At 59.5% G+C, this 24,373-nt stretch carries 27 protein-coding genes; 10 read left to right on the top strand and 17 right to left on the bottom strand.

Going from position 1 to position 24,373, the window contains the following annotated elements:
* The 8 genes from HYZ49_07535 to HYZ49_07500 all read right to left on the bottom strand — a co-directional run.
* Positions 1 to 1,382: HAMP domain-containing protein (locus tag HYZ49_07535; GenBank protein ID MBI3242128.1), on the bottom strand; the 1,382-nt coding region annotated here is incomplete at its 3' end.
* A complete protein-coding gene (gene phnD / locus HYZ49_07530; GenBank protein MBI3242127.1) occupies positions 1,379 to 2,290 on the bottom strand; it encodes a phosphate/phosphite/phosphonate ABC transporter substrate-binding protein in 912 nt (303 codons plus the stop codon). The genes HYZ49_07535 and phnD, both read right to left, overlap by 4 nt.
* Before the next feature lie 127 nt (positions 2,291 to 2,417).
* The gene (locus HYZ49_07525; protein ID MBI3242126.1) at positions 2,418 to 2,828 is read right to left on the bottom strand and encodes an arsenate reductase ArsC; all 411 of its coding nucleotides are present in this window, start codon (positions 2,826 to 2,828) and stop codon (positions 2,418 to 2,420) included.
* Complete coding sequence (locus tag HYZ49_07520) at positions 2,825 to 3,784, bottom strand: threonine/serine dehydratase (GenBank protein ID MBI3242125.1); 960 nt, start codon at positions 3,782 to 3,784, stop codon at positions 2,825 to 2,827. The genes HYZ49_07525 and HYZ49_07520 overlap by 4 nt, the downstream gene beginning before the upstream one ends.
* A complete protein-coding gene (locus HYZ49_07515) occupies positions 3,774 to 4,778 on the bottom strand; it encodes an ornithine cyclodeaminase family protein (protein ID MBI3242124.1) in 1,005 nt (334 codons plus the stop codon). Before HYZ49_07515 ends, HYZ49_07520 begins: the two co-directional genes overlap by 11 nt.
* Before the next feature lie 9 nt (positions 4,779 to 4,787).
* Complete coding sequence (locus tag HYZ49_07510; GenBank protein ID MBI3242123.1) at positions 4,788 to 5,699, bottom strand: PhzF family phenazine biosynthesis protein; 912 nt, start codon at positions 5,697 to 5,699, stop codon at positions 4,788 to 4,790.
* Between the two features lie 14 nt (positions 5,700 to 5,713).
* Entirely contained in the window at positions 5,714 to 6,181 is a 468-nt protein-coding gene (locus HYZ49_07505; GenBank protein MBI3242122.1) for an NUDIX domain-containing protein, read from the bottom strand.
* 220 nt (positions 6,182 to 6,401) lie between these two features.
* Positions 6,402 to 7,382 (bottom strand): aldo/keto reductase, encoded by a 981-nt coding sequence (locus HYZ49_07500; protein ID MBI3242121.1) that lies wholly within the window; start codon positions 7,380 to 7,382, stop codon positions 6,402 to 6,404.
* Between the two features lie 62 nt (positions 7,383 to 7,444).
* Between HYZ49_07500 and HYZ49_07495 the strand changes: the two genes are divergently transcribed.
* From HYZ49_07495 to HYZ49_07450, 10 genes are all read left to right on the top strand, one after another.
* The gene (locus tag HYZ49_07495; protein ID MBI3242120.1) at positions 7,445 to 7,648 is read left to right on the top strand and encodes a redoxin domain-containing protein; all 204 of its coding nucleotides are present in this window, start codon (positions 7,445 to 7,447) and stop codon (positions 7,646 to 7,648) included.
* Between the two features lie 30 nt (positions 7,649 to 7,678).
* Complete coding sequence (locus HYZ49_07490; GenBank protein MBI3242119.1) at positions 7,679 to 7,972, top strand: redoxin domain-containing protein; 294 nt, start codon at positions 7,679 to 7,681, stop codon at positions 7,970 to 7,972.
* 62 nt (positions 7,973 to 8,034) lie between these two features.
* The gene (locus tag HYZ49_07485; protein MBI3242118.1) at positions 8,035 to 8,514 is read left to right on the top strand and encodes a cupin domain-containing protein; all 480 of its coding nucleotides are present in this window, start codon (positions 8,035 to 8,037) and stop codon (positions 8,512 to 8,514) included.
* Positions 8,515 to 8,639: 125 nt separating this feature from the next.
* Positions 8,640 to 9,905: a branched-chain amino acid ABC transporter substrate-binding protein gene (locus HYZ49_07480; GenBank protein ID MBI3242117.1), complete on the top strand. Its 1,266-nt coding sequence runs from the start codon at positions 8,640 to 8,642 to the stop codon at positions 9,903 to 9,905.
* A gap of 121 nt (positions 9,906 to 10,026) precedes the next feature.
* Positions 10,027 to 10,956 carry a branched-chain amino acid ABC transporter permease gene (locus HYZ49_07475; GenBank protein MBI3242116.1) on the top strand — a complete coding sequence of 310 codons (930 nt, stop codon included), beginning with the start codon at positions 10,027 to 10,029 and terminating at the stop codon, positions 10,954 to 10,956.
* A gap of 2 nt (positions 10,957 to 10,958) precedes the next feature.
* Positions 10,959 to 12,410 (top strand): branched-chain amino acid ABC transporter permease, encoded by a 1,452-nt coding sequence (locus tag HYZ49_07470; protein MBI3242115.1) that lies wholly within the window; start codon positions 10,959 to 10,961, stop codon positions 12,408 to 12,410.
* Positions 12,410 to 13,195 (top strand): ABC transporter ATP-binding protein, encoded by a 786-nt coding sequence (locus HYZ49_07465; GenBank protein MBI3242114.1) that lies wholly within the window; start codon positions 12,410 to 12,412, stop codon positions 13,193 to 13,195. The genes HYZ49_07470 and HYZ49_07465 overlap by 1 nt, the downstream gene beginning before the upstream one ends.
* Positions 13,196 to 13,275: 80 nt before the next feature.
* Positions 13,276 to 13,992 carry an ABC transporter ATP-binding protein gene (locus HYZ49_07460; protein ID MBI3242113.1) on the top strand — a complete coding sequence of 239 codons (717 nt, stop codon included), beginning with the start codon at positions 13,276 to 13,278 and terminating at the stop codon, positions 13,990 to 13,992.
* A gap of 108 nt (positions 13,993 to 14,100) precedes the next feature.
* Positions 14,101 to 15,234 (top strand): aminotransferase class V-fold PLP-dependent enzyme, encoded by a 1,134-nt coding sequence (locus HYZ49_07455; GenBank protein MBI3242112.1) that lies wholly within the window; start codon positions 14,101 to 14,103, stop codon positions 15,232 to 15,234.
* A 28-nt stretch (positions 15,235 to 15,262) separates the two neighbouring features.
* Positions 15,263 to 15,502, top strand: a complete 240-nt coding sequence (locus HYZ49_07450) for a hypothetical protein (protein ID MBI3242111.1) — start codon at positions 15,263 to 15,265, stop codon at positions 15,500 to 15,502.
* On the opposite strand, the gene thrC is transcribed toward HYZ49_07450, so the two are convergent.
* From thrC to HYZ49_07405, 9 genes are all read right to left on the bottom strand, one after another.
* Positions 15,476 to 16,702, bottom strand: coding sequence for a threonine synthase (gene thrC / locus HYZ49_07445; protein MBI3242110.1), 1,227 nt, complete (start codon positions 16,700 to 16,702; stop codon positions 15,476 to 15,478). The genes HYZ49_07450 and thrC overlap by 27 nt on opposite strands.
* A 117-nt stretch (positions 16,703 to 16,819) precedes the next feature.
* Entirely contained in the window at positions 16,820 to 17,599 is a 780-nt protein-coding gene (locus HYZ49_07440; GenBank protein MBI3242109.1) for a cyclase family protein, read from the bottom strand.
* Positions 17,600 to 17,626: 27 nt separating this feature from the next.
* Positions 17,627 to 18,391, bottom strand: coding sequence for an energy-coupling factor transporter transmembrane protein EcfT (locus HYZ49_07435; protein ID MBI3242108.1), 765 nt, complete (start codon positions 18,389 to 18,391; stop codon positions 17,627 to 17,629).
* An 85-nt stretch (positions 18,392 to 18,476) separates the two neighbouring features.
* Positions 18,477 to 19,058, bottom strand: coding sequence for a hypothetical protein (locus tag HYZ49_07430; GenBank protein ID MBI3242107.1), 582 nt, complete (start codon positions 19,056 to 19,058; stop codon positions 18,477 to 18,479).
* A gap of 97 nt (positions 19,059 to 19,155) precedes the next feature.
* On the bottom strand, positions 19,156 to 20,880 hold the full coding sequence (locus tag HYZ49_07425) for an ABC transporter ATP-binding protein (protein ID MBI3242106.1): 1,725 nt from the start codon (positions 20,878 to 20,880) through the stop codon (positions 19,156 to 19,158).
* A 12-nt stretch (positions 20,881 to 20,892) separates the two neighbouring features.
* A complete protein-coding gene (locus HYZ49_07420) occupies positions 20,893 to 21,678 on the bottom strand; it encodes a cyclase family protein (GenBank protein MBI3242105.1) in 786 nt (261 codons plus the stop codon).
* Positions 21,679 to 21,769: 91 nt separating this feature from the next.
* Complete coding sequence (locus HYZ49_07415) at positions 21,770 to 22,342, bottom strand: thiamine pyrophosphate-binding protein (protein MBI3242104.1); 573 nt, start codon at positions 22,340 to 22,342, stop codon at positions 21,770 to 21,772.
* 65 nt (positions 22,343 to 22,407) lie between these two features.
* Positions 22,408 to 22,917: a sulfopyruvate decarboxylase gene (locus tag HYZ49_07410; protein ID MBI3242103.1), complete on the bottom strand. Its 510-nt coding sequence runs from the start codon at positions 22,915 to 22,917 to the stop codon at positions 22,408 to 22,410.
* A gap of 77 nt (positions 22,918 to 22,994) precedes the next feature.
* Positions 22,995 to 24,371, bottom strand: coding sequence for a TrpB-like pyridoxal phosphate-dependent enzyme (locus HYZ49_07405; protein ID MBI3242102.1), 1,377 nt, complete (start codon positions 24,369 to 24,371; stop codon positions 22,995 to 22,997).
* Between the last annotated feature and the right edge of the window lie 2 nt (positions 24,372 to 24,373).

The raw sequence follows: 24,373 nt of genomic DNA, 5'->3' as shown, positions 1-24,373 counted from the left end.
GGTTCCGATTCAATCGTCAACTTGCCACCCAGCAATTCGGCGCGTTCGCGGATTCCATACAGACCCAACCGTTGTTCTACTTTGCCAGCCGTCTCTGGGTCAAACCCACACCCGTCATCTTCGACGACGGCCCGCACCGTGCCGTTGCGCCTTTCGACCAGCACGCTGGCGGTGCCGGCCTGCGCATGGCGGGCCACGTTCGTCAAACTTTCCTGCACGATCCTGTAAAGCGCGGTTTCTACTGCCGCCGGCAAACGCTCTGCCAGCCCGCGCATGGCAAGATCAATATGCAATGAATAGCGGCGTTGGCAATCGGCTACGTAGCGTTCGAGCGCGGCGGGCAGGCCCAGGTCGTCCAGCACGCTGGGCCGAAGCTGCCGAGCCAGGCTGTGAACTTCGTCGAGGGTGCAGGCGGCGACGGCGCGCAATTCTTCGGCATGTTGCTGAACAAGCGGCAAGTTGCAGTTGTTGCTTAAGGCTCGTAATCCTACGAGCAACGAAGTGAGCGACTGGCTGGTGCTGTCGTGCAATTCGCGCGAGATGCGCTTGCGCTCGTCCTCCTGAGCCGCAATCACGCCACTCACGTATCGCGCCCGCAATTGTTCGCGCTCGGCGCGCTCCTCTTCCGCCTGAGCCAGCGCCGCCGTCATGGTGTTGAACGAGTCGGACAAGTCGCCGATCTCGTCGTCGGCCCAGCGCGGCACACGTTGCGAAAGATCGCCCCGCCCCACCGCCCGCGCGGCCCCGGCCAGTTGAAGGATGGGCCGGGTGAGAACCCAGGTGAGAAAGGCGGCGGCGGTGATACCGATGACGGACACCATCACGGTAGTAAGCAGGAGTTGGCCAGTGACGGTGTCCACCACGCCCCGGATGCCGGCATCCGAAAGCCCGACCCGTGCTACCCCGGCTCGCCCATCAAAGATCGGCACGGCAGTGTCCCAGGCTTTACCCTCATCCGTGTCCAAAATAGTAGTTTGATGATGTTGATTAGGCCCGGCCGAGTTGGCCTCCAGCAATCCAGCCGGGAAGCCGTCGCCAAAGGTGTGGGCGATAACTTGCCCGTAGTTGTCCACAATAAAGGCGTAGCGAACGTTGGCGTTGTTAGCCTGAGTCTCGCTCAACAGTTGATGAAGCGCGTAAAGATCGTTGACGAGAATGAGATCAGTAGCGCGAGCGGCCAGGTCTCGTGTCACCGAAATCGCCTGATCCTGCAACTGCTCATCCATTGCTCGAAGCAGAGTGGCCCGAACCTGGGCTGTGACGCCCAGGCCCAGCAACAGCACCAGGCCCAGAACAATGCCCAGAATCTTGGTGCGAACGCTAACAGCCCCGGCCACCGACCAAAAGCGTTCAAACCAGTGTTGCAGGAACGGGTGCTTCATGGCGAGACCGGGCCGACAAAGCTCAACAATTCACGAACAGAGTCGTAGGCCTCGTCGTCAATCAGGACAAATTTATCTACGCCCATCGTCTGTAATCCGGCTTGGCCCTGAGCGTCTTCGGCCATGCTCAACAGGATGCTCTGCAATTCGGCCTTGAGTTGCGGGCGAACGGCGGGGCTGACGACGACGGGCGGAATGCCAAACGGCGGCGAGCGATGAATGATGCGAACCTTTTCGCCGAGAGCGGGATCGCGGGCAACGGCAAAATCGTAGACCAAGCTGTCCACTGCCGCGCCGTCGGCCAACCCGTCAGCCACTGCCCAGATCGCGTCGTCGTGGCTATAAGTGAAAAAGGTGCGGGCAAAAAATTTCTCGGGTGTGCTGTTTAGTTGCTGCACCAAATAGGTTGGGTAGATTCGGCCCGTGTTGGAGATGGGATCGGTGAAGACAAAGACTTGGTCGCGCAGGTCGGCCATGCTTTGCGCCGGGCTGGCGGCCGGCACAATGAGAACCGAATAGTAAGATGTTTCGCCGTTCACTTTCGGAGCGGCCAGCAGCTCCATGCCAAACTTGTCGTGGCCGGCTACGTAGGCGCTGGTGCAAACGAAAGCCACGTCCACCAGCCCGCTTTCAATCAGGTCGTTCACTTCGGCATAAGTCCGGCGTTGCACCAGTTCCACCGGGCGAACCAGCTTGAGGCTGAGGTAGCGCAGCAGAGGCTGGTAGCTCTCGGCAGTGCCTTTGGGTGAGATGACGGCGGCCACGGCCACGCGCAAGGGCAGAACACTGCTGGCTGTGCTGGCCGGGAGGGGGCGTAATTCAGAGAGGCTGACGAGGGAGGTTGAGGGCGCCGACGCGGCGCACCCTGCCAAAAGCAAAGGGATTAAAAGCGCAAGAATGCGGCGCATAGATGTATTCATCCTATGAATCAAAAAGGGATAGGGCCCACGATTTTGACGTTGACTCTATCCCTTTCGCCGGTTCGGCCTCAAGTGCCGAATATCATTCTATGGCATGACAAACGACGAATCCTGGTCAAGTAAGGAGCAGTTGAGGAATTTGGCGGGCGATATCGTCTCGCACCGCCCGATAAACCGCCAGCACCTCCTCGTCGCTGCCATTCGCACCGAATGGATCGGGGAAGCCGGCGTGGACTCGTCTGCCCGGCCCCAGCCAGGCCGGGCATTCTTCTGCCGCCGAGTCGCACACGGTGATCACCAGATCGAAATGGTCGTTGAGAAACTCGTCCGCAGATTTGGAGCGCCCGTGATGTTCAATGCCAAGCTCGGCCAGAGCTTGGACGGCTTTGGGATGGACGTAGCCGGCAGGATGAGTCCCGGCAGAGACGGCCTCCCACTCCTCGCCGAGGCGGGCGTTGACGATGGCCTCGGCCATTTGTGAGCGGCAAGAGTTGCCGGTGCAGAGAAAGAGAACTTTGCGCTTCAAGGAATCTCGCCCTGCAAAATTTTCGCCACCTTGGCCGAATCGATGTTGCCCCCGGACACGACGGCTACCACTTTGCCCGACCCGGCCTTGCCGCTCAGGGCCGCTGCCACCGAAGTCGCCCCTGCGCCTTCAGCCACGACCCGGTTGCGCTCGATCATCAACTTGAGGGCGGCGGCCACCTCAGCCAACGTCATCACCACTGAGCCATCAAGCAGTTTGCTCACCAGCGGCCACATATCGGGCAAGACACTGCCACTGCCAATGCCATCTACAAACGAGGGCTTGTAGTCAATCTTCTGCGGCGACCCGGCGGCCAGCGATGGCGCGAGCGGCGCCGCTCCTTCCACTTCACAGGCGTACACTTTCGTGTCCGGCTTCAACGCTTTCACTGCCGAGGCAATGCCACTGCTGAGGCCGCCGCCACCATAAGGAACAACGATGGCGTTCACGTCCGGCAAGTCTTCGAGAATTTCAAGGCCAATCGTTCCGTTGCCGGCCATCACTGCCGGGTTGCTCACCGGATGAAGGAACAAGCCTTCCATGCCTTCAAACTTATGCGTGACGATGATCTGCCACCACTCGTCGAACGGCACTTTGATGATTTTGCCGCCGAGGCGGGTGATGGCCGACAGCTTGGCCTCGGGCGCGTGATCGGGAACGACAACCGTGCAGGGCAGGCCAAGCCGCCGTGCGTTCCAGGCCACGCCCTGAGCCATGTTGCCGGCGCTGGCCGTCCACACGCCTTTCGCCAACTGCTCCTTGCTTGCCAGCGCAATCGCGTTGCCCGCGCCGCGCAACTTGAACGAGCCAATCGGTTGCAGGTTTTCCAGCTTGAGATAAATCTCGGCGGGCGCATCGTCAATATTCAATCGAATGAGCGGCGCGCGAATGGCCGAGCCTTTGATGTGTTCACGCGCGGCCCGAATCTCTGCCAGCGGAATCGGCTCAAGCGGCATGGCGGCTGCCCCCCAGTTCGACGGACAGGCCTACGCCCTTTTCCAGCGCCTTCTTATAAACATGATGCGCCGAGGCCAAATCTTCAATGGCTAGGCCCAACGACTTGAACAGAGTAATCTCATCCGCCGACTCGCGGCCTTTCACCTTGCCCAGCAAAATCTCGCCGATCTCACCCTTGATGTGATCGTCGCCAATCGCGCCCTCTTTCTTTGGGAACAGAAAATCGCCTGCCTCATTCAGAGTCGACTCGCGCCGATCCACAAATAACTTTGACTTGGCGACGGCTGCCGTGTCCAGTTCGCGGGTGAAAGCGACACTCGACCCCACGGCGTTGACGTGCGCCCCCGGCCCGATCCATTCGCCGAGCAGGATCGGCGTCGGGGAGGCCGTCGTGGCGCAAATAATGTCCGCGCCCATCACCGCCTCTTTCACCGTCCCCATCACTTCAATGCTGAGGCCGCGCCGCTTTGACTCACGCTCTGCGAACTGGCGGGCATGGTCGGCGTTCCGGCTCCACACGCGCACCCGCCGAATCTTGCGCGCCAGCATCATGGCCTCAAGGTGGGTCTGCGCCTGAACGCCGGAGCCGAGAATCGCCAGGTCGCCCGCGTCTTCCCGCGCCAGCAGTTGCGTGGCTACTCCCGTCACTGCCGCCGTGCGAATGCCGGTGATGGAGCTTGCGTCAACGATGGCCAGCAAACGCCCGTGCTTCGCCTCAAACACCATGACCGCGCCCTGGTGCGAGTCGTACTCCGTGCCGTGATTGCCCGGAAAGACGCTGACCACTTTCAGCCCGAACGATTGAATGTCGCCGAGATAAGACGGCATCATGCCCAGCGCGCCCACTTTCTCCGGCAACCACATCACCGGGCGCAGAGGCAAAATGGCGTTGCCCTGTCCCAGCGTTTTGAGGGCGTCGGCCATCACGGCCATGCACTCGTTCATGGGCAACAATTGCGGCACTTCGGATTGGTTGATGACGAGAACTTGCATGATAGCCTCCTACCAAAAAATGTGGCCTTCGCCCAGGATCACTGCCTGCCCGCCAATGCGAAGGCCGGCGATGGCTTCGCCCTGCGTCTTCACCTCAACGTGAATCTGGCTGGGGCGGCCCATCTCCAGCCCTTGCTCAATGATAAAGCGCATCTCAGGCTGGCGCGGCAGAACTTGATAACGCGCCACATATGCGCCCAGCGGCCCTGCCGCCGCGCCGGTGGCCGGGTCTTCGGGGATGTCGGCGACGTGCGGGGCAAACATGCGGCTGTGAATCTGAATATCCGGTGTCGTCGTCTCTGTGGTGAACATATAGACCATCACCGGCTCGCCCGAATAAAGTTCGCGCAACGCCGCCGGGTCAACCCGGCAACGGCGGGCCGCGTCCAGCGAACGCAGTGGCACAAACAGAAACGGCACGCCCGTCGAAACAATCTGAATCGGCAGGTGCTCGACGAGATCGGCGGCGGCGATGCCGAGCGCCTTCGCCACCCGATCTCGATCCGTTCGCACTTCGCCAAAGACTGGTTCACGGTGAGTCATCCATACAAAACCGATGCCGCCGTTCCGCCGTTCAATCGCCACCTTCACCGGGCCGATGTTGAGTTGCAGTGTCGCCTCGGTCACGTCGCCCGCCAGTGGAATGTCGTCGCGTTGAGCCAGAACGTAAGTTGTGCCAACGGTGGGGTGCCCGGCCATTGGCATCTCGATAGCGGGCGTGAAGATGCGGACACGCTTAACCGCCCCCGGAATTTCGGGCGGCAGGACGAAAGTGCTCTCCGAATAGTTCATCTCGCGGGCGAGGGCTTGCATCTCTCCAGTCGTCAACCCGCGCGCGTCGGTGAACACGGCCAGTTGGTTGCCGCCAAAGGGCTTGTCGGTGAAAACATCGGCCTGGATGAAGTGGTAGCGTTTGGGCATAAGAGTTTCCTGAACTACTTTATGAGTGCAACTGTTTGTTCGCCAAACCCATCAGTAATTCGTTGGCGATCCATGTCACTGACGTTCAAGTATTCAATCTCTTCGCGGGAAAAATACCTCAACTCAGTCGTTTCTTTGCTCAATTGCAACTCGCCTTCAATGGGTTCTGCGGCAAAGTGCAACACCACCAACTGCAAACGATTCCCGTCAGGGTATTCGAGCAAGACATGCGGCGTGCTGTAGACGGCTATCAGGCGGTCCACTCGAACATGCAGGCCGGTCTCCTCCAGCACCTCGCGGGCGCAGGCCTCGGCCACACTTTCGCCCGGTTCCATGTATCCGCCAGGCACAGCCCAGCGTCCGTTGTCAGCGCGGCGCACGAGCAAAATCTTCCGCTTGTTGGAGTCGAAAACTGCCGCCGAACAACCAACCGCCAGCTTGCCCAGTTTGCCGATCCGCTCATCCTGAATTACTTTCGCCATTTAGCCTTTGCGGCTCTCCCGGATTTGAAGAGAAGGTGGCCCTGTCATTCTGAGCGAAGCGAAGAATCTCTGTGCTTCCCTTCATGAGCGATACAGACTCTCACAAAGGCCAGCCCAGAGACCCCTTCGACAAGCTCAGGGCAGGTTCTTCGGGAAGAACGCCCTCAGGGTGACAATAATCCTGCTGAGTACGGAAGAGCCTCTTCTGCGTTCTCACGATTCAATGAAACAGGCCAGCGATGACATCGCGTTCCTCCCCGCTCAACCTCACCTCCAACGCCTCCCGCACCGGCGCAAGATGCTCAGGCTTGCGCGGGCCAATGATGGGCGCAGTGACGAGCGGGTGCGACATGACCCAGGCCAGCGCCAGGCCGCTCAGGCTCACCCCGCGTTTTTCGGCCTCGGCCTGCAAGCGAGCCAGGCCATCGAATGTTTCCTGCTTCAGGAATTTCAAATACGGTTCGGGCCTCAGCGTCATGCGCGAGCCGGTCGGGTAATCGCTCATGGTTTTATATTTGCCGGTGAGCCAGCCGCCAGCCAGCGGGCTAAATGGCGTGTAGCCCAGCCCCTGGTCGGCCACCAACGGCAACATCTCTTTTTCGTCGTCACGCTCCAGCAGGCTGTAGTTGTTCTGCACCCAGTCGAAACGATACAGGTTGTGCTTGTCGCTGATCCACAGTGCCTTCGTCATCAGCCAGGCCGGCATGTTCGAGGCTCCAATGTAACGCACTTTGCCCTGATGCACCAAGTCGTCCAGCGCCCGCAACGTTTCGTCCAACGGCGTGGCCGGATCGGGCGTTTCATGAGTCAGGTACATGTCGAGGTGGTCAGTATGGAGTCGCTTGAGGCTGGCTTCGACTTGTTGCAGGATGTGCCGCCGCGAGAGGCCCCAGTCGTTCGGGCCGTCGCCCACCGGGTTGAAGACTTTGGAACTCAGCACCAACTGCTCGCGGACTCTCGATCCTTTGGCCTTCAACCAGTTCCCGATATAAGTTTCACTACGACCGCCGCCGTAGGCGTTGGCGGTGTCGAACCAGTTGATGCCCATCTCCCAGGCGGCGTCCATGAGGGCCAAAGCTTCTTCTTCCGACTCGCCTTTTCCAAAAAAGGCGGGCGCACTGCCGATCCCGCCGAAGTTGCCGCAACCCAATCCCACCGCCGAAATCTTCAGCCCGGTGCGGCCAAGATTCTTGTAAATCATGCGAGTCTCCCCAATCCGACTTCTTCCGTCCGGCTTGCCTAATTTGCGGGGAGGAGTGTATCATGTCCCCTACCCTGTGGCAATCTAAATTTGCCGTAACACAAAAATTTGGAGTGATGATGACAGATGCCATTATCGCCGTCGGGCAAGTCGCGCCCGACTTTTCGTTACCGGCCAGCATCGGCCAAAGCCCGTTGAGCCTTTCGAGCCTGCGAGGCAAAACCGTGGTGCTGGCATTTTACGTTTTGGATTTTACCGACACTTGAAGAACCGAGCTAACCTCGTTCCAGGAAAACCTGTCTCGGTTCGAGGCGCTCAATGCCCAGGTTCTGGGCCTCAGCGTGGACAGCGTCCACTCGCACCGCGCCTTCGCCAACGTGCTGGGCGGGTTGGATTATCCGCTCCTGGCCGACTTTCACCCGAAAGGCGAGGCGACGAAACAATATAGCCTCTGGCGAGACGATAAAGGATACAGCCGCCGGGCCATCATCATCGTGGATGGAGACGGGATCGTGCGCCAGAGCTACATCATCGAAAAAGGCCCGCCGGATGTTGAAGCCGTGCTGAGCGCGGTAAAGGAAATCGTTTGAGAACAGCAGATCGATCCGTTAAATTCGGAGAATCCGTTGTTAAAAACAAGGAGAACCCCACCATGAAACAAGATGATTCAGTCAAACCCGAACTGGTCGAAGCGCACGAGGGCATCAAGGTCTTGCGCGGCGGCGGCAAGGAGTTCCGCCGGGGCTGGAACGGCATTCAGTATCAGCAAGGCATTTCGGGCCGCAACGTCGGTTCCAAGAACCTGTCCATCAACGTGGCGACGGTTCCACCGGGAGCCATTGCCTACGCCCACATTCACGACGGCTTCGAAGTGATGCTCTACATCGTCAATGGCAAAGTCCGCCACGACTTCGGCCCCGATCTCAAGTATTCGGTCATCAACGAGGGCGGCGACTTTATCTACATCGAGCCGGGCGTGCCGCACGAGGTCTTCAACATCGGCGACGAGCCGCTCACTGCTTTCGTGGCCCGCTCCACCGCTGACGAGTGGGATAAGATCATCAACTATCCGTCCAACTATCGCCCCGAGGATCAAAAGAGCGAGGCCGAGTTGGTGACGGCGGCCAAGTAATCTCTTTGTAAGGATTTGCGAATAGCGTAACCGCAATCAAAGGAGGTGAATTCTCTATTCGAAGATATTGAAATTTACGCGGACACCCATCAAATTTTTGTTACCAATTCTAGGAGGAGAATCAAATGAAACGCTCGAATAAAATGTTGTCGTTGTTCGGCTTGCTGACAGTCATCGCCCTGCTGGTGACCGCCTGTGGCACGCCACCGGCCACCACCGAAGCCCCGGCGGCCACACAGCCCCCGGCGCCCACGGCTGCCCCCCCGACTGTTGCCCCAACAGATGTTCCCACTGAGGCCCCGACCGCGGTTCCGGTTGTCGAGATCAAGATCGCCTTCATGGGGCCGCTCACCGGCGGCGCGGCCTTCCTCGGCACCGAACAGTTGGCCTTCGCCCGACTCGCAGTTGAGCACTTCAATAGCGAGATGAGCGGCCACTATAACGCAACCCTGCTGGAAGAAGACACCGACATCACGCCCGACAAGGCTGTGCCTGTGGCCGAGCGCCTGATCGCCGATGCCACCGTGCTGGGCGTCGTCGGCCCGGCTGGCTCCGGCCAGGTGGAAGCCACCGCCCCGCTGTTCAATGCCGCCAACCTCGTGCACGTTTCGGCTTCGGCCACCCGCCCCACCCTGGGCAAAGGCGCCGATGGCAACCGGACGTTCAATTCGTTCTTCCGGGTTGTGCCGAATGACGACGTCCAAGGCCCGACTGACGGCAACTTTATTGCCGACGTGCTTGGCGCCAAAACCGTCTACGTCATTGACGAGCAATCATCGTACGGTGTGGCCCTGGCCGATATTGTGCAGGCCACGCTCGACGCCAAAGGCGTGACGACCGACCGCGCTTCGGTGACTCAGAACGACACCGACTTCTCGGCGCTGGTCACCACCATCAAGGGTTTCAAGCCGGACGTGGTGTTCATGGCCGGGCAGGTTCCGTCGCAGGGCGCTCTGCTGGCCCGGCAGTTGCAGGAACAGGGCGTTGAAGCCCCGGTCTTCGGCGGCGACGGCTTTTTCTCGCAGAAAGACTACATTGACGACGCCGGCGGCTCGACCGAGGGCGCGTATGCTTCCGTCTTCGCTCCTGACATTCATGGCGTGGACGAAGCGGCCGATTTGGTTGCCGCCGCCGACGAAGCCTTCCCCACCTGGGGGTCGTTCGGCCCGCCCACCTACGTGGCGACTCTGGTGGTGCTTGAAGCCGCTGTGCGCGCCAGCGAGGCCGGCAACATGACCCGCGAGGGCGTGCTGGCTGAAGTCGGCAACACCGACATGGCTTCCTCCATTTTGGGTGTGCCGGTCGCGTTCGATGAGTTCGGCGAAGTCACCGGCGCGCAGTTCTTCATCTCGCAGGTGGTAGACGGCAAGTTCAAGCAGGTCTTCCCGTAAAGAGAACTTCGCCAGCGTAACCTTCACAACCTAACAGTGTTTCGTATTGCGTATTCCGTATCGGGCAGTTGCGGAATACGCAATACGTTATACAATCCAGCAACACCAACCGCGCCTTTGCATGGAACAATTCCTCGCCCAACTTCCGCAACAAATCGTCAATGGCCTCACTCTGGGCAGTGTTTACGCCCTCATCGCCCTGGGTTACTCCATGGTCTACGGCATCCTTCAACTTCTTAATTTTGCTCACGGCGATGTCTACATGGTTGGCGCGTTTATTGGCTTTGGGGTGCTCACGGCGCTGTTGCCCGCGTCCGGGCCGTTCCTGCCCACGGCTCTGATTATCATTTTGATGCTGGTGGCGGCTATGATCGGTTGCGGCCTGTTGGGCGTCGGCATCGAATGGTTTGCCTACCGCCCCCTACGCAACGCGCCCCGCATCGCGCCGCTGATCAGCGCCCTGGGCACTTCCATTCTGATCCAGAACGCCATTCAACTGACTCTGACCGCCAACTTCCGCGTTTACAAAACCGAGAAGATCATTCCCATTTCCGCCGGGTTCGACCTCGGCTCGGCGCATGTTTCGGCCACCCGCGCCCTGGTCATCATCTCGGCGGTGGTGCTGATGATCGCCCTCACCTACCTGGTGCGACGCACCAAGCTGGGGCGGGCCATGCGGGCCGTCGCCATTGATCGCGAGGCGGCGGCCACGATGGGGGTGAACGTGGATCGCATCATCGTCCTCACCTTCTTCATCGGCTCGGCTCTGGCCGGGGCGGCGGGCGTCCTCACCGGGCTGGTCTTCACCCGGGTCTGGCACACCATGGGCTTCAACGCCGGACTGAAAGGATTTACCTCAGCCGTGGTGGGCGGCATCGGCAACATTCCGGGCGCGATGCTGGGCGGCATGTTGCTGGGCCTGGTCGAGGCCTTCTCCGTCGGCTTCATTGCCCCGGCCTTCAAGGAAGTCATCACCTTCGCCGTGCTCATCGTCATCTTGCTCATCCGCCCGCGCGGCCTGCTGGGCGCGGCTGTCATTCAAAAGGTGTAACCATGGCCGCCAAACCGTTGACTCAGGGCAACCAGCCGACGAGTGTTGTCGGGCAGATGATCGGGCGCTGGAATGCCCTGCCCGTCACGGCCCGGTTTCTAGTCTTGCTGGCGGCTTTCGCCGCTATCCATTTGTTGACCAGCAACGATTATGTGATCCGCATTGCCGGCAATGTATGCCTGTTTGCGGCGCTGGCGGTGGCTCTCAACGTGGTGGTAGGCTACGCCGGTTTGCTCGATCTGGGCTTCATTGCTTTCTACGGCATCGGCGCTTACGCTTACGCCATCCTGTCCTCGGATCAATTTGGCATCCACTGGCCCACCTGGGTCAGCCTGCCCGTCATTGGTTTGTTAGGCATCGTCTTTGGTTTGTTGCTGGGGTCGCCGTCATTGCGGTTGTTGGGCGACTACCTGGCAATTGTGACTCTGGGCTTTGGGGTAGTGTTCGCCCAATTGGCCCTCACCCTTGACCGGGTGGAAGTGCCCTGGTATGACGGCTCTATCAACGTCACCGGCGGCACCAACGGCATCGTCAAACTTGATCCACTTGGCCTCTTCGGTTTTCAACTGTCCAGCGTCACGCACTATTTTTATGCCCTGCTGATCTGGCTGGCGATTGTATTGATCATCGTTCACCGGCTGAACCAATCACACTTAGGCCGGGGCTGGCGTTCGATGGGCGAGGACGCCCTGGCGGCCGAGACGATGGGCATGCCGACGCGGCGGCTAAAATTGTTCGCCTTCTCCTGCGGGGCCGCCATTGCCGGAATCAGCGGCGGCATCTTTGCCGCCTGGCAACGGAGCGTGTTCCCGCAAAACTTCAGCACCGACATCCTGATCACCCTTTACGCCATGATGGTGCTGGGCGGCATCAGCAACCTGGGCGGCGCGGTGCTGGGCGCGGTGGTGCTGGCCGTCACGCCCGAACTTCTCCGTAGCCCCGAATTATCGCGCCTGCTTTTTTACGCCACGCTGGTGTTGGGGCTGTTGCTATTGATGAAGCCCAGACGAAACGGCCTGATCGTGTTGGTGAGTGTCATTGTATTGGGATTCGTTGTGCGCTGGATTGCCGGAGCGACGATCCCTGATCTCCTCTCATCGCCCACCATCGAAGTCGCCGCCGAGTCCATCTCCACCGGCCTGGATCGCGCCTCGCAACAATTTGGCATCTACGTCCAGCAATGGATTCTGTTGTTGAAGGAGCCGCTCCTGCCGGGCAACGTGGCTTTCGCCGTTTCAATTCCAGCCCTGCTGGGCCTGTCGCGCATGAAACCGGGCAACCTGCGATTGATCCTCACCATTCCGGCGATCTATCTTCTCGTCTTCGTCTGGGAAACGCGGTTGGCCGCCGAACCGGCCGTCACCCGTCTCCTGCTCATTGGCGGCTTGCTCGTGGTTTTGATGATCTTCCGCCCCAACGGTTTGCTGGGCAAGCGCAAGGTGGAGATCGTTTGATGGCGCTTCTCGAATTCACCAACATCTCCAAACACTTCGGCGGCCTGCAAGTCATCAAGAATTTTTCGTTTGAAGTTAATCAGGGCGAGATCGTCAGCATCATCGGCCCGAACGGCGCCGGCAAGACGACCGTCTTCAATTTAATCACCGGCATCTACATGCCCGACGAGGGCCAGATCAATTTTGAAGGCCAGAGCCTGCTTGGCCTCGAGCCGCACCAGATCTGCAAACACGGCATTGCCCGCACCTTCCAACTCCTGCGTCTGTTCCTCAACATGAGCGTGCGCGAGAACGTGATGTCGGCGGCTTACTCGCGCACCCACGCCAATTTGCTGGAGATCGTCTTTCGCACGCCGAGCTTCAAGCGTGAAGAGGATCGCATTCGGGCGCTGGCAGAGGAGAAGTTGAGCTTCTTTGGCGAACGGCTGGCCGGTACATTTGATCAGCTGGTGTACAGTCTGCCCTACGCCAACCGCCGCCAGGTGGAAATGGCCCGGGCCATGGCCACCGAGCCGAAGATTCTTCTATTGGACGAGCCAGCCGCCGGAATGAACCCGAACGAGACGCAGGAGATCACCCACCTCATCGGTGAATTGCGTTCGCGGGGTGGCTACACCATCCTCGTCATCGAGCACGACATGCAAGTCGTCGAAGGCATCTCCGACCGCGTCATCGCCCTCGATTACGGCGAGAAGATCGCCGAAGGCTCTTATCACGATGTGGCGACCAACGAGCGCGTGATTGAGGCGTACCTGGGCCGGAAACACGCCGCGCGGGCGAAATGAATAAGGCTGTTGGATGGTCATGCGAAAACTACCCGACCATCTGACTACTTGACCACTCGACCAACCGACCAACCGACCCTATGGCCACTCCGCTTCTGCGCCTCACCAACCTCAACACTCACTACGGCCCCAGCCACATTTTGCAAGATGTGAACATGGAGATTTACGAGGGCGAGATTGTGTGCCTGCTGGGCGGCAACGGCGCGGGCAAGACGACGACTCTCAAGACAGTGCTAGGCTTGGTGAAACCCACCAGCGGCGCGGTCGAATTTCATGGCGAGCCGGTGCAAGAGCGCACCACCTCGTATCGCATCGAACGCGGCATGTCGGTGGTGCCGGAGAACCGACGCATCTTTGGCCCGATGACGGTGATGGAAAACTTGCAGATGGGCGCTTACCTGCGCAAAGACCCGGCCGGCATCAACGAAGATTTGGAGCGGGTGTTGACACTCTTCCCGCGCCTCAAGGAACGGCTGAACCAGGCCGGCGGCACGATGAGCGGCGGCGAACAACAAATGCTGGCCATGGCCCGCGCTCTCATGGCCCGCCCACAACTCCTGCTCATGGATGAGCCTTCGATGGGCCTGGCTCCGCTCCTCGTCGAGCAGAATTTCGACATCATCCAGCAGATCAACAAGCAGGGCACGACGATCTTCGTCGTCGAGCAGAACGCCAGCATGGCCCTCTCGATTGCCAATCGCGGCTACGTTTTGCAAACAGGCCGGGTTGTGCTGGCCGACGAGGCTGAGAATCTACTGAATAATGAGTTGATGCGCAAAGCGTATTTAGGGCGGTAGAATCAAACCACCACAAAGTCACGAAGACACCAAGTTACACAAAGTTGTCTTGGTGAAACTTAGGGCCTTTGTGTCTTCGTGGTAATACATGGCTTCCAAAGGAGCTCAATGTCGTTCCGCGAAAAATTTCCCATCTTTCAGAAGAAGACCTATTTGAATAGCTGTTCTCAGGGCGCGCTCTCGACCGATGTTCAGAGTGCCTATCAGACCTACCTCAACGACTGGGACGAGAAAGGCTCGCCCTGGGAATTGTGGGTGGAGAAGAGTGAGGCCGCCCGCCAGGCGTTCGCCGCCCTGATCAACGCCGACCCGAACGAAGTGGCCGACTGCACTTCGGTGTCGGCTGGGGTGAGCGCCGTCGCCAGCGCCCTCGATTTCAGCGGCCAACGGAACGAAGTAGTGATGAGCGACTTCGAGTTCCCCACCATCGGCCAAATCTGGCACGCTCAGGAGAAGCGCGGGGCAAAAGTGGTTCACGTGCCTGCCGCCGGCAACATCATTCCGATGGAACGCTTCGAGGCGGCCATCACCGAGCGCACCAGGATCGTCTCCATTACTCACGTTTGCTTCCGCAACGGCTCGCGGCTGGATGTGCCAGCCATCGTCGAACTGGCGCACCGTAAAGGCGCGCTGGTGCTGTTGGATGCTTATCAGGCGCTCGGCACACTGCCGATTGATGTGAAGAAGTTGAAGGTGGACTTTTTGGCGGGCGGCGTGCTCAAGTATTTGCTGGCCTCCGCCGGGCTGGCCTTCATGGTTGTCCGCAAAGATTTAGTGCCGGGGCTGAAGCCGACGACGATGGGCTGGTTCTCGCAGGCCAACATCTTTGCCATGGACATTTACGCTAACACGCCCTCGCCCACCGCCCGCCGCTTTGAATCCGGCACGCCGCCCGTGCCGAACATTTACGCCGGGCTGGCCGGAATGAAACTCATCCAGTCGGCGAGCATCGAGAAGATAGAAAGCCACATCCAGGAGATCACGGGCGCGATCAAAGAAGGCGCACTGCAACATGGCTTCAACCTCGTCACTCCGCTCGACCCGGCCAAACACGGGGCGCTGATCTGCCTGCGCTCCCCTTCGGGCAAGGTGGACTTGCTGGTCAAGCGTCTCGAAGCCGACGGCGTCGTCACTTCCAGCCGCGACAACAACCTGCGAATCTCACCGCACTACTACAACAACCAGAGAGATGTGGATGTGCTGATGGATTGTTTGATGAAGCATAAGGAATTGTTGGTGTAGCCTCTGGGATGAACTACCCGCCGAACGAATGACTTACTACGTTTATGAATACCTGAGAGTGGAAAATAACAAAGGCGCTCTCATGGCCGTCATCCACAAGGCGGACTGCCGCTGGTGCAAAGATGGGCAGGGCCACCCTCAAAACGCCGGCAAGCCCGCCGGGCTGAGACGGTGGCACGGGCCGTATCAAACAATGGCCGAAGCGCGAAGAGTGGCGAAGCAAATCGGCGGCAAAGCGCTTTCATGCGCCCATTGTCTTCCCCGCTAACTTCACGATTTCCTCAACCTCAAACCCGGCCGGCTCGCCTTGATTGATTGCCGCCGCTTCGGCCTCGGCCAGGTGCGCGTCTTTGAACCCGGCTCCGCTGAAGACACAGACGACTTTCTCATGGGATTGAATCAACCCGCGAGTGAGTAGTTCAGGGATGGCCGTCACCGGCGCCGCCGAGGCCGGTTCCACCCAAATCCCCTCTTCGCGCCCGAGGCGGCCCTGCATCGCCATCACCTCTTCATCCTTCACGCCCATTACCGCCCCGCCCGACTCGCGCACCGCCGCCAGCGCGTGATCGCCAGTGAAGGCGACATTGATGCCGGAGATTTTTGAGTTGGCGTAAGGTAAAGATGGAACGTGCTTCGCCTCAGCCCGAAACGCTTCGAGCAGTGGCGGCGCGTTCACCGATTGCACGCCGATCATGCGCGGCAACTTTGAGATCACCCCCGCCCGCTTCAACTCAAGCCAGCCCCGCCACTGGGCGGTGAACATGTCGCCGCCGCCCACCGGGGCGACGACGACATCCGGCGCGCCGGGCAGGCGAGTTGCGATCTCATACGAGATCGTCTTGATGCCTTCGAGAATGTAGGGATTGATCGGCGCCCACACAAAGCCAAGATAGTAATTCAGCCGGGCCGCCACTTCGGTGAGCAGGTTGCGAAGCGCCTCCGGCCCTTGCCCGAAGATGCCCTTGACCGGAAGCACCTGCGCGCCAGTTGCCAGCGCCTGCCGCAGTTTGGCTGGCGGGTTGCCGGGTTCGAGCAGGATGAGGCATTTCAGCCCGGCGGCGGCGCAGTAGGCCGAGATGGCTGAGGCCGAGTTGCCGGACGAAGCAGTGAGCATGCCTTTGGTTTCAGCATCAATCGCCAGCGCCACCGCCAGCGCCGCCGCCCGATCCTTGAAAGCGCCGCTTGGGTTTCGACCTTCGTTCTTGAAGTACAGGTTTTCGAGTCCGAGCGCCAGCCCGATTCGGCGCGAACGAATCAGCGGCGTGTCGCCTTCGCCCAGAAACGGGATGGGCGAAGAGACGGGCATCAAGGCGCGATACCGATCCAGGCCGGGGCCGGGTTGAACGGTTCGGAGGGTGTTGACGGCTTCACCGTCGTAGTCGGGTCGTAGGATGCCGCCGCAGGTTGAGCATCGGCCTAGCGCGCCAAATGGAACTTCGCGTGAGCAGTCGGAGCAGAGAATTTTCATAAGCACATTAACCGCAAGACGCAACCCCGCAAAGAGAAGCGGGGCAGGCAAGCGCAAAGATTACTATTTCTTCTTCGCGTCCTTCGCGCCTTCGCGTTGAAAATTTCCTGCCAGCAATTACGCCGGAACCAACGCCAACACCCTCAGCGGACTCCCGGAGCCGTTCACAATCTTCAACGGCGCGGTGACGAGCATGGCTCCGGTGGGCGGTAGTTGATCAAGGTTGCACAGGCTGGCCAGGCCAAACTTGCCGTTGCCGTGCATGATGCCGTGATTGGGGAACGGCGGGTTAAACTTGCCGGCTTGCCCGGCATCGGTGCCGATCGTCTCGACGCCAACGCCAAGAACATCACGCTCCTTCGCCAAAAACTCCGAGGTGGTTTGATGGAAACCTGGCGTGTGGGGGCCTTCCCCGTCGGCGTTCAGGAAGGCGGCTTTGTCGTTGCCGCGGCTGGCCCAGCCGGTCTGCAACAAGACCCAGGCTCCGGCCGGAATAGCGCCGTTTTTAGCTTCCCAGGCTTTGACGCCGTCAATGGACAGCAGGAAATCTGGGTCTTTGGCTACTTCGGCCCGGACATCAATCACACAGGCCGGGCCGACAAAGCGGCGCGGTTCGATCGTATCTGTGGAATTGTTGGGCAAATCCTTGCCCGTGACCCAGTGGATCGGGGCGTCAAAGTGAGTGCCCGTGTGTTCGCCGAGGTGGAGGGTGTTCCAATACCAACCCGGGCCTTTGTCGTTATAACGCGAAATCTCGGTCATAGTCAAACCGGGTGAAGGCGCAAACATCGGCGGCAGATCGATCACCGGAGTATCTGGGCCGAGAGGTTGGGTGAGGTCCACCACTTTGACCTTGCCCGAGGCCAGGTCGGCAAGCAGATCGGTAATAGAAGACATGATTTTCTCCTTGGGGATAAAAGGGTTTCAAAAAGTCTGAGAATACCAGACGAGATAACCGAGACAAGCGGTCATCAGCAAGACACAGGCTATCCAGTCGTTGCGAGTGAAGTGAATGGAGCGCAAATAGGTGCGGGTTTTATCGAGGCCAAAGGCTCGCAGTTCCATGGCGATGGCAACTTCGGTCGTGCGCCGAAGCGCCCGCAAGACGAAAGGCAACATCACCGGAATCAGACGGATGATCTTCCGCAAACTGCCATCCAGTTCCAACCCACGCGCCGCCTGGCTGTCGTAAATTCTGACCAGTTCACGTTCCAACACCGGGAAAGTTCTCAAGGACAACCCAAACAGCAGGGCGTAGCGATAAGGCAGTTTGAAGGCGACAAAAGTCAGGGCCAGATCGGTCGGATGAACCCACATAAAGAACTGCAAACACACGGTCACAATAAAAATGATTCGGAACATGACGGTGAAGGCAATGCCAAATCCGTTGAGATGCAAAGCGGCCGGCCCGAGACGTGCAAAGACCGGGCCGTCCGCGTAAAGTAACTGCAAGATCACGACGGCGATTGTGACCGGGATCATCGCCTGGGCCAGCGGCCAGTAGCGCCGGATGTCCAGCCCCGCCGCCAGCGAAACCAGAATCACCAGCCCAATGCCAGCCGCCAGGAGCGCCGGTTGCCGGGTGACAATGGACAGGATCATCATCGCCAGGAACCAGAGCAGTTTACTGCGCGGGTCCAGCCGGTGAACAACATTATCCTTATACGTGTAGGGTGTAATCAGTGGCATAGCGTTTACTAAGCCAGGCCGGCCATTGATTGTGCGGGCCGGCGCTGGCTTCATTGTACAACGAGTGTAACGAGTGTAACGAGTGTCAGTTGACCACACCCGATTTGCGAATGCCTTCGGCGATCAGCTTGCCGAAAATACCAGCCAAAATGATCGCGGCCACGTTGGTGTAGGTCTGGAACTGGATGGTGACGCCCCACGGCAATTGAAAGATCGTATGCACGAAATAGGTCATCGGCGCGTAACCAATAAACACAGTAGGCACGAGCACGGCAAACCAGTGCCACCACTTGCGCATGGAGAACCGGCGCGTCAAGAACACGGCGACGATCGGGTAGACGATGTTGTTGAAGATAAACCCGCCGGCCACCGGTGTGCTACCCGTGACCACGGCGAACAGAGCATTGGTCAGCCCGGTGATCCATGCGCCAGGCAAGCCAAAGAAGATGGCCGATAACATCGAAACGATCGAGTGAGTGCCGCCTGCAAACGGGAACCAGGTCCCGCCGGTCAGGGTTGTGTCTACCCGCTCCATGATCCCGGCATTGATGATGGTCATCACCACCCCCAGGATCACGCCGCCTACCAGCGATTTAACGCTGAAGTCAAAGTATTTATTTTGAGCAATGCTGATCGGCTCTTCGCCGCCGAATTTCGTAGTGTTCATTGCGGTTGTCATGGTCTGCCTCCTCTGGCGACTATTGAAAAGAAATAGTGCAACGACGATTTGACGAAATCCATTTACCGATTTGAATCGAATAGGCTCATCTCCCTTCTCCGGCCCGGGTCTGAGCAGTCAAGATCAGGTCCCCCAGCTCGTGCACGCTGGTGATATGGGTATGCAAATCGAGGGCCTTGAGCAACTCAAACTGATCGGGGATCAGAATACCGGCTGTGTCCAATTCGTCCAGGTGACGATGCAGTTCCCCGGTTGGCACATCCAACCGGATCCGGCCACCCGACACCACCACCGAGCGCCGGGAGTAACGCAACACCAACTCAATGTCATGGGTGATGATCAAGACGGTAGCCCCGGAGCGATTCCGGTCGGCCAACATGCGCATGATGTCATGGGTCTCGGCGTAATCCAGACCGGTGCTCGGTTCATCCACGACGAGAATCGGCGGGCTGTGGACAAAGATGGAAGCCAGCGCCAAACGTTGGCGCTGACCACGGCTCAACCGGTAGGGGTGAGTGTCGGCGTAGACAGACAACCCCAACTGTTCCAGCACGGCCATCACCCTGCCCTTGATTTCGGTGACCGGCACGCGGCGAATTTTCAAGGCAAACGCCACTTCCTCATAAACCGAGTTGGAGAAAATCTGGTAGTCCGGATCCTGAAACAAATAGCCCACTTGATCTGAAAGGCGGGCGATGGAGGAGGCCGCGATGTCCCGGCCCTGCAATAAAACGCGACCCCTGGTGGGGCGAAGCAGGCCAATGAGGTGTTTGGCCAGTGTCGTCTTACCCGCGCCGTTCTCGCCGACGATCGCCATAAATTCACCCTGGCCAATAGTCAGGCTCACCTCACTTAACGCGGTCTGACCGGTAGGATAGACATGGGCCAAGCGCTCGATTTGGATTTCTGCCGGGGCAACAGTTTCCACCGGGCGAGGCGGTTGGGCCGCAGTCATTTCCCGGGCCAACCCATTAAGCAGTGGCCGGTACTGCTCGGCCGTGCCGGCAATGTCCAAGTCCAGCGGACAGGGTGGATAGCCGTGAGACTCCAGATAGTGATGCAAGCGGGCCGGGGCCGGAATCCGGAGGCCGCTGGTGAAGACGGCCCGATCGGCAAAGAAAGCCTTAGGCTCGTCAAGGTGCACGATTTCGCCGTGTTCCAACAGCACAATGCGGCTGGCGTAGCGGGCCACGTCACTCAATCGGTCATCGGCAACGATGATCGTCTTGCCTTTATCCCGGTTGAGTTGAAGCAGATGATCGTAGATCTGTTTGCGGCCCACCGGATCAAGTTCGGCCGTCGGCTGATCCAGGATCAGCAAATCGGTGCGCATTGCCAGAACGCAGGCCAGTACCACCCGTTGCATTTGCCCGCCGGAAAGCAAATCCGAGTTGCGATCATCGAAGCCCTGCATCCCCACTTGGGCCAACGAACCGGCAATGCGCGCCAACACTTCGCCCGGCGGGAGAGTCATATTCTCCGGCCCGAAGGCCACATCGTCTTTGACGGTCAGGTTGAAGAGTTGATATTCCGGGCTTTGCAGGACGAAGCCGCACAACCGGGAGACTTGAGCCAACCGCATGGTGTTTAGCTCTTGGCCGTCAATCTTGACCTGGCCGGCATAGGTTCCCTCAATGGAATGAGGAATGACGCCGGTCAGCGCATAGCACAACGTAGTCTTGCCACTGCCCGCCGGGCCGGTGAGGATGATAAATTCGCCCGGCTCCACATCGAGAGAAATTTTGCCCAGGCTAGGTCGTTGCGCGGCAAAGTATTTGAAACTTTCGATGCGGGCTTCAAGAATTGGCATTTGGAATTGAACTCAGGCTGGAGCCAGCGCCAACACTCTCAGCGGACTGCCGGAACCTTCCACAATCTTGAGCGGCGAGGCGATGACGATTGCGCCCGTCGGCGGCAGTTGATCAAGGTTGCGCAGGCTGGCCAGTCCAAACTTGCCCGCGCCGTGCATGGTGGTGTGATTCGGAAACGGCGGGTCGAACTTGCCGGCTTGCCCGGCGTCGGTGCCAATTGTTTCCACACCTACGCCCAGCACGTCGCGCTCGTAAGCCAGGAAGTGTGAGCAGTCTTTGTGGAAGCCCGGCGCGTGCGGCCCGTCTTCCTTCACGTTGAGGAACCTGGCCGGGTCGGTTCGTTTCCACCAGTCGGTTCGCAGAAGCACCCACGCGCCCGCCGGAATCCTGCCGTGCTCGCCCTCCCAGGCCAGCACTTGCTCGCGGGTGAGTAGGAAGTCTTCGTACATGGCCGACTCTTTGCTCATGTCAATCACGCAAGCCGGGCCGATGAACTTGTGAGCCGGGATCGTGTCGAGCGAATTGTTCGCCAAATCCTTGCCGGTCACCCAGTGAATGGGCGCATCGAAGTGCGTGCCGGTGTGCTCGCCCAGATGAATCGTGTTCCAATACCAGCCTGGCCCCTTGTCGTCGTAGCGTGAGATCACTTCGCGGCTGAAGCCGGGCGAGGGGGCAAAGATGGGCGGCAGGCCAATAACAGGCGTTTCTTCGCCCAGCGGCTGAGTCAGGTCAACCACTTTGACGCGGCCATTGTTGAGTTCTTCGACGAGGAGCGAGAGGACGGTGACGGGGGCCATAGTATTTTCTCAGGTTAGATTGTTGGGTGGTTGGGTGGTTAGGTTGTTGGGAGGCGGCTCGAACCACCTAGCCATCTAACCACCCAACAACCTATTTTTGACGTTCTTTGATATACCGGGCAAACCGGAATCCATTCTCCGGCAAAGACATGTCCATGCCGTAGTGATCCGGGCCGACCGCCTCAACTTTAGCGACGATGGTCGTCATTGTGTCCCCCTCAAAAGCGTCGGCGGCGGCTTCCATAAACTCGTACACGGTCTGGACGAGCGAGACTTTAGGGCAACCGGCGCCACGGGCAATGGCGGCCAAGTCGGTGACGCCGGAGGTGGTGTGGGAAGCGAAGCCGCCGGTGGAGAGCAAACTGCCATTGTCGAAGATGAGATGGGTGAGGTTGGGAGGCCGGTAGCGGGCCAGAGTCGCCAGCCCGCCCAGATTCATCAGCACCGAGCCGTCGCCGTCCATCACCACCACTTTCTCGTGTGGCAAACTGATCGCCAATCCCAAACCGATGGACGAAGCCAGGCCCATGGCGTGTTCGAGATAGAAGAAGTTCTCGCGGTGGCCGAGATCGTAAAGCTCTTGAGCGCACGCGCCCATGATGGTGACCACCAGCCGATCTTCAAGTTCGGGATACAGCGCTTTGATGCAGTCGGCGCGTTTCATGATTCGTCCTCCGAATCGGATCAGACCTCACAGGTCTCTTAAGACCTGTGAGGTCTGATCCAAGCCTAGTCCTCCATCAGGTCGCGGGTGAGGAGAAGCGCTACCGGCGAAAGCGAACTGTTGGCGAAGGTAACGGCCTCTTTGATCTGCTTGCCAACTTTGGCCGGGTCGCGGGCGTATTCAAACGGCAGGCCGAGAGCGCGCAGGACCGGCTCGGTGTGAATGCCGCCCTGAGTGTGCCAGGGATACGGCTCGCCCCAGTGCCCGCGCACGGCGATGAGCATCGTCAGCGGCACGCGATACGACATCGCCAGCGACACGATGCCGTTGATGCTGGCCAGGAAGCCGTGATTTTGCATGAGCAGGAGGTGGGGCTTGCCTGCAAAATGCGCCCCGGCGGCAACGCCGATGGCCTCTTCTTCCTTCGCCACTTCTAACAAACACATCTCCGGGTCATCGTCGGCTAATTGCAAAAGATAGACTAGCCACGTTTCGGGCAAAGCCGTAATAAAGCGGACGCCGGAGTCCTTAATGCCCTGATAGACGGCTTTTGAGTTGTCACGAGAGACGGTCATGGGTTGGAGATTGGAGATTAGAGATCAGAGAATTAGACGCTTCGCGTGGAGAATTCTCTAATTCTCCAATCGTTCTTCTATGCCGCCATCGCCGGGACTTTCGGCAAGTGGGTCATCGCTTCATCCACCATCGCCTGCGGATACTCGTAGTCTTCCAGCTTCCCGTGATGGTACGCTTCATAAGCCGTCATGTCGAAGTGCCCGTGCCCCGACAGGTTGAAGGCAATTACCTTCTTCTCCCCTGTCGCCTTGCACGCCAACGCCTCATCTATCGCCACTCGAATCGCATGGGCTGACTCCGGCGCCGGAATAATCCCTTCCGCCTTCGAAAACTGCACTGCCGCCTCAAACGTCGCCAATTGCTTCACCGCCCGCGCTTCAATGTCGCCGTGCTCCACCAGCGCGCTCACGCTCGGCGCCATCCCGTGATACCGCAACCCGCCCGCATGTATCCCCGGCGGGATGAAAGTATGGCCTAACGTATGCATCTTCACGATGGGGGCCATCGCCGCCGTGTCCCCATAATCAAACGTGTACTGGCCCCGCGTCAGGCTGGGGCACGACGCCGGTTCGACCGCGATCACTTTCGTCTTCCGCCCGTCGCTGAAGTTCTTCCACAGGAACGGGTAGGTGAACCCGGCGAAGTTGCTCCCCCCGCCGGCACAGCCGATGACCATGTCCGGGTACTCCCCGGCCATGTCCATCTGCTCCAATGCTTCCAGGCCGATGACCGTCTGGTGCATCAGAACATGCCCCAGCACCGACCCCAGACTGTACTTCTTGGCCCCGTTAGACGTCGCCGCCACTTCCACCGCTTCCGAAATCGCCATCCCCAACGAGCCGGGCGTGTCCGGCGTCTGGGCCAGGACACTCCGGCCATATTGCGTCCGGTCGGTCGGGCTGGCGTAGACGTCCGCTCCGAAGTTCTCCATGATGATCCGCCGGTAGGGTTTCTGGTGGTAGCTGACCTTGACCATGTAGATTTCCAAGTCCAGGCCGAAGAAGTTGCAGGCCATCGCTAAAGCACTGCCCCACTGGCCGGCCCCGGTTTCGGTGGTCAGGGCTTTGGTGCCGGCTTCTTTGTTGAAGAAGGCCTGGGCGACGGCGGTGTTGGGTTTGTGGGAGCCGACCGGGGAGACGCCTTCGTACTTGTAGTAGATGTGGGCCGGGGTGTCGAGCATCTTCTCCAGGCGGACGGCGCGGAACAGGGGGGTAGGCCGCCAGAGTTTGTAGACGTCGCGGACGGGTTCGGGAATCTCAATCCAGCGGTCGGGGGAGATTTCCTGCATGATGATGTTCATGGGGAAGAGGACGCCGAGGAAGTCGGGGGTGACGGGTTCCATCGTGCCGGGGTGCAGGACGGGTTGGGGCGGAACCGGCAGGTCGGCGTTGATGTTGTACCACGCTTTCGGTAGCTTGCTCTCGTCGAGAATATATTTGTATTGGTCGCTCATGG

The organism is Chloroflexota bacterium, from assembly GCA_016197225.1.
In the GTDB taxonomy this organism is placed as follows: domain Bacteria; phylum Chloroflexota; class Anaerolineae; order Anaerolineales; family VGOW01; genus VGOW01.
The sequence above is the reverse complement of the archived record's forward strand: the minus strand, read 5'-3'. Positions and strand labels throughout refer to the sequence as shown.

What these genes read in the sequence shown, in the direction of transcription:
- HYZ49_07455 (MBI3242112.1), top strand. Translation starts at nt 14,101, where the DNA reads ATGTCGTTCCGCGAAAAATTTCCCATCTTTCAGAAGAAGACCTATTTG.
- HYZ49_07425 (MBI3242106.1), bottom strand. Translation starts at nt 20,880, where the DNA reads ATGCCAATTCTTGAAGCCCGCATCGAAAGTTTCAAATACTTTGCCGCG.
- HYZ49_07440 (MBI3242109.1), bottom strand. Translation starts at nt 17,599, where the DNA reads ATGTCTTCTATTACCGATCTGCTTGCCGACCTGGCCTCGGGCAAGGTC.
- HYZ49_07435 (MBI3242108.1), bottom strand. Translation starts at nt 18,391, where the DNA reads ATGCCACTGATTACACCCTACACGTATAAGGATAATGTTGTTCACCGG.
- HYZ49_07470 (MBI3242115.1), top strand. Translation starts at nt 10,959, where the DNA reads ATGGCCGCCAAACCGTTGACTCAGGGCAACCAGCCGACGAGTGTTGTC.
- HYZ49_07480 (MBI3242117.1), top strand. Translation starts at nt 8,640, where the DNA reads ATGAAACGCTCGAATAAAATGTTGTCGTTGTTCGGCTTGCTGACAGTC.
- HYZ49_07500 (MBI3242121.1), bottom strand. Translation starts at nt 7,382, where the DNA reads ATGATTTACAAGAATCTTGGCCGCACCGGGCTGAAGATTTCGGCGGTG.
- phnD (MBI3242127.1), bottom strand. Translation starts at nt 2,290, where the DNA reads ATGCGCCGCATTCTTGCGCTTTTAATCCCTTTGCTTTTGGCAGGGTGC.
- HYZ49_07420 (MBI3242105.1), bottom strand. Translation starts at nt 21,678, where the DNA reads ATGGCCCCCGTCACCGTCCTCTCGCTCCTCGTCGAAGAACTCAACAAT.
- HYZ49_07520 (MBI3242125.1), bottom strand. Translation starts at nt 3,784, where the DNA reads ATGCCGCTTGAGCCGATTCCGCTGGCAGAGATTCGGGCCGCGCGTGAA.
- HYZ49_07485 (MBI3242118.1), top strand. Translation starts at nt 8,035, where the DNA reads ATGAAACAAGATGATTCAGTCAAACCCGAACTGGTCGAAGCGCACGAG.
- HYZ49_07515 (MBI3242124.1), bottom strand. Translation starts at nt 4,778, where the DNA reads ATGCAAGTTCTCGTCATCAACCAATCCGAAGTGCCGCAATTGTTGCCC.
- HYZ49_07465 (MBI3242114.1), top strand. Translation starts at nt 12,410, where the DNA reads ATGGCGCTTCTCGAATTCACCAACATCTCCAAACACTTCGGCGGCCTG.
- HYZ49_07415 (MBI3242104.1), bottom strand. Translation starts at nt 22,342, where the DNA reads ATGAAACGCGCCGACTGCATCAAAGCGCTGTATCCCGAACTTGAAGAT.
- HYZ49_07475 (MBI3242116.1), top strand. Translation starts at nt 10,027, where the DNA reads ATGGAACAATTCCTCGCCCAACTTCCGCAACAAATCGTCAATGGCCTC.
- HYZ49_07495 (MBI3242120.1), top strand. Translation starts at nt 7,445, where the DNA reads ATGTCCCCTACCCTGTGGCAATCTAAATTTGCCGTAACACAAAAATTT.
- HYZ49_07450 (MBI3242111.1), top strand. Translation starts at nt 15,263, where the DNA reads ATGACTTACTACGTTTATGAATACCTGAGAGTGGAAAATAACAAAGGC.
- thrC (MBI3242110.1), bottom strand. Translation starts at nt 16,702, where the DNA reads ATGAAAATTCTCTGCTCCGACTGCTCACGCGAAGTTCCATTTGGCGCG.
- HYZ49_07460 (MBI3242113.1), top strand. Translation starts at nt 13,276, where the DNA reads ATGGCCACTCCGCTTCTGCGCCTCACCAACCTCAACACTCACTACGGC.
- HYZ49_07505 (MBI3242122.1), bottom strand. Translation starts at nt 6,181, where the DNA reads ATGGCGAAAGTAATTCAGGATGAGCGGATCGGCAAACTGGGCAAGCTG.
- HYZ49_07510 (MBI3242123.1), bottom strand. Translation starts at nt 5,699, where the DNA reads ATGCCCAAACGCTACCACTTCATCCAGGCCGATGTTTTCACCGACAAG.
- HYZ49_07405 (MBI3242102.1), bottom strand. Translation starts at nt 24,371, where the DNA reads ATGAGCGACCAATACAAATATATTCTCGACGAGAGCAAGCTACCGAAA.
- HYZ49_07430 (MBI3242107.1), bottom strand. Translation starts at nt 19,058, where the DNA reads ATGAACACTACGAAATTCGGCGGCGAAGAGCCGATCAGCATTGCTCAA.
- HYZ49_07410 (MBI3242103.1), bottom strand. Translation starts at nt 22,917, where the DNA reads ATGACCGTCTCTCGTGACAACTCAAAAGCCGTCTATCAGGGCATTAAG.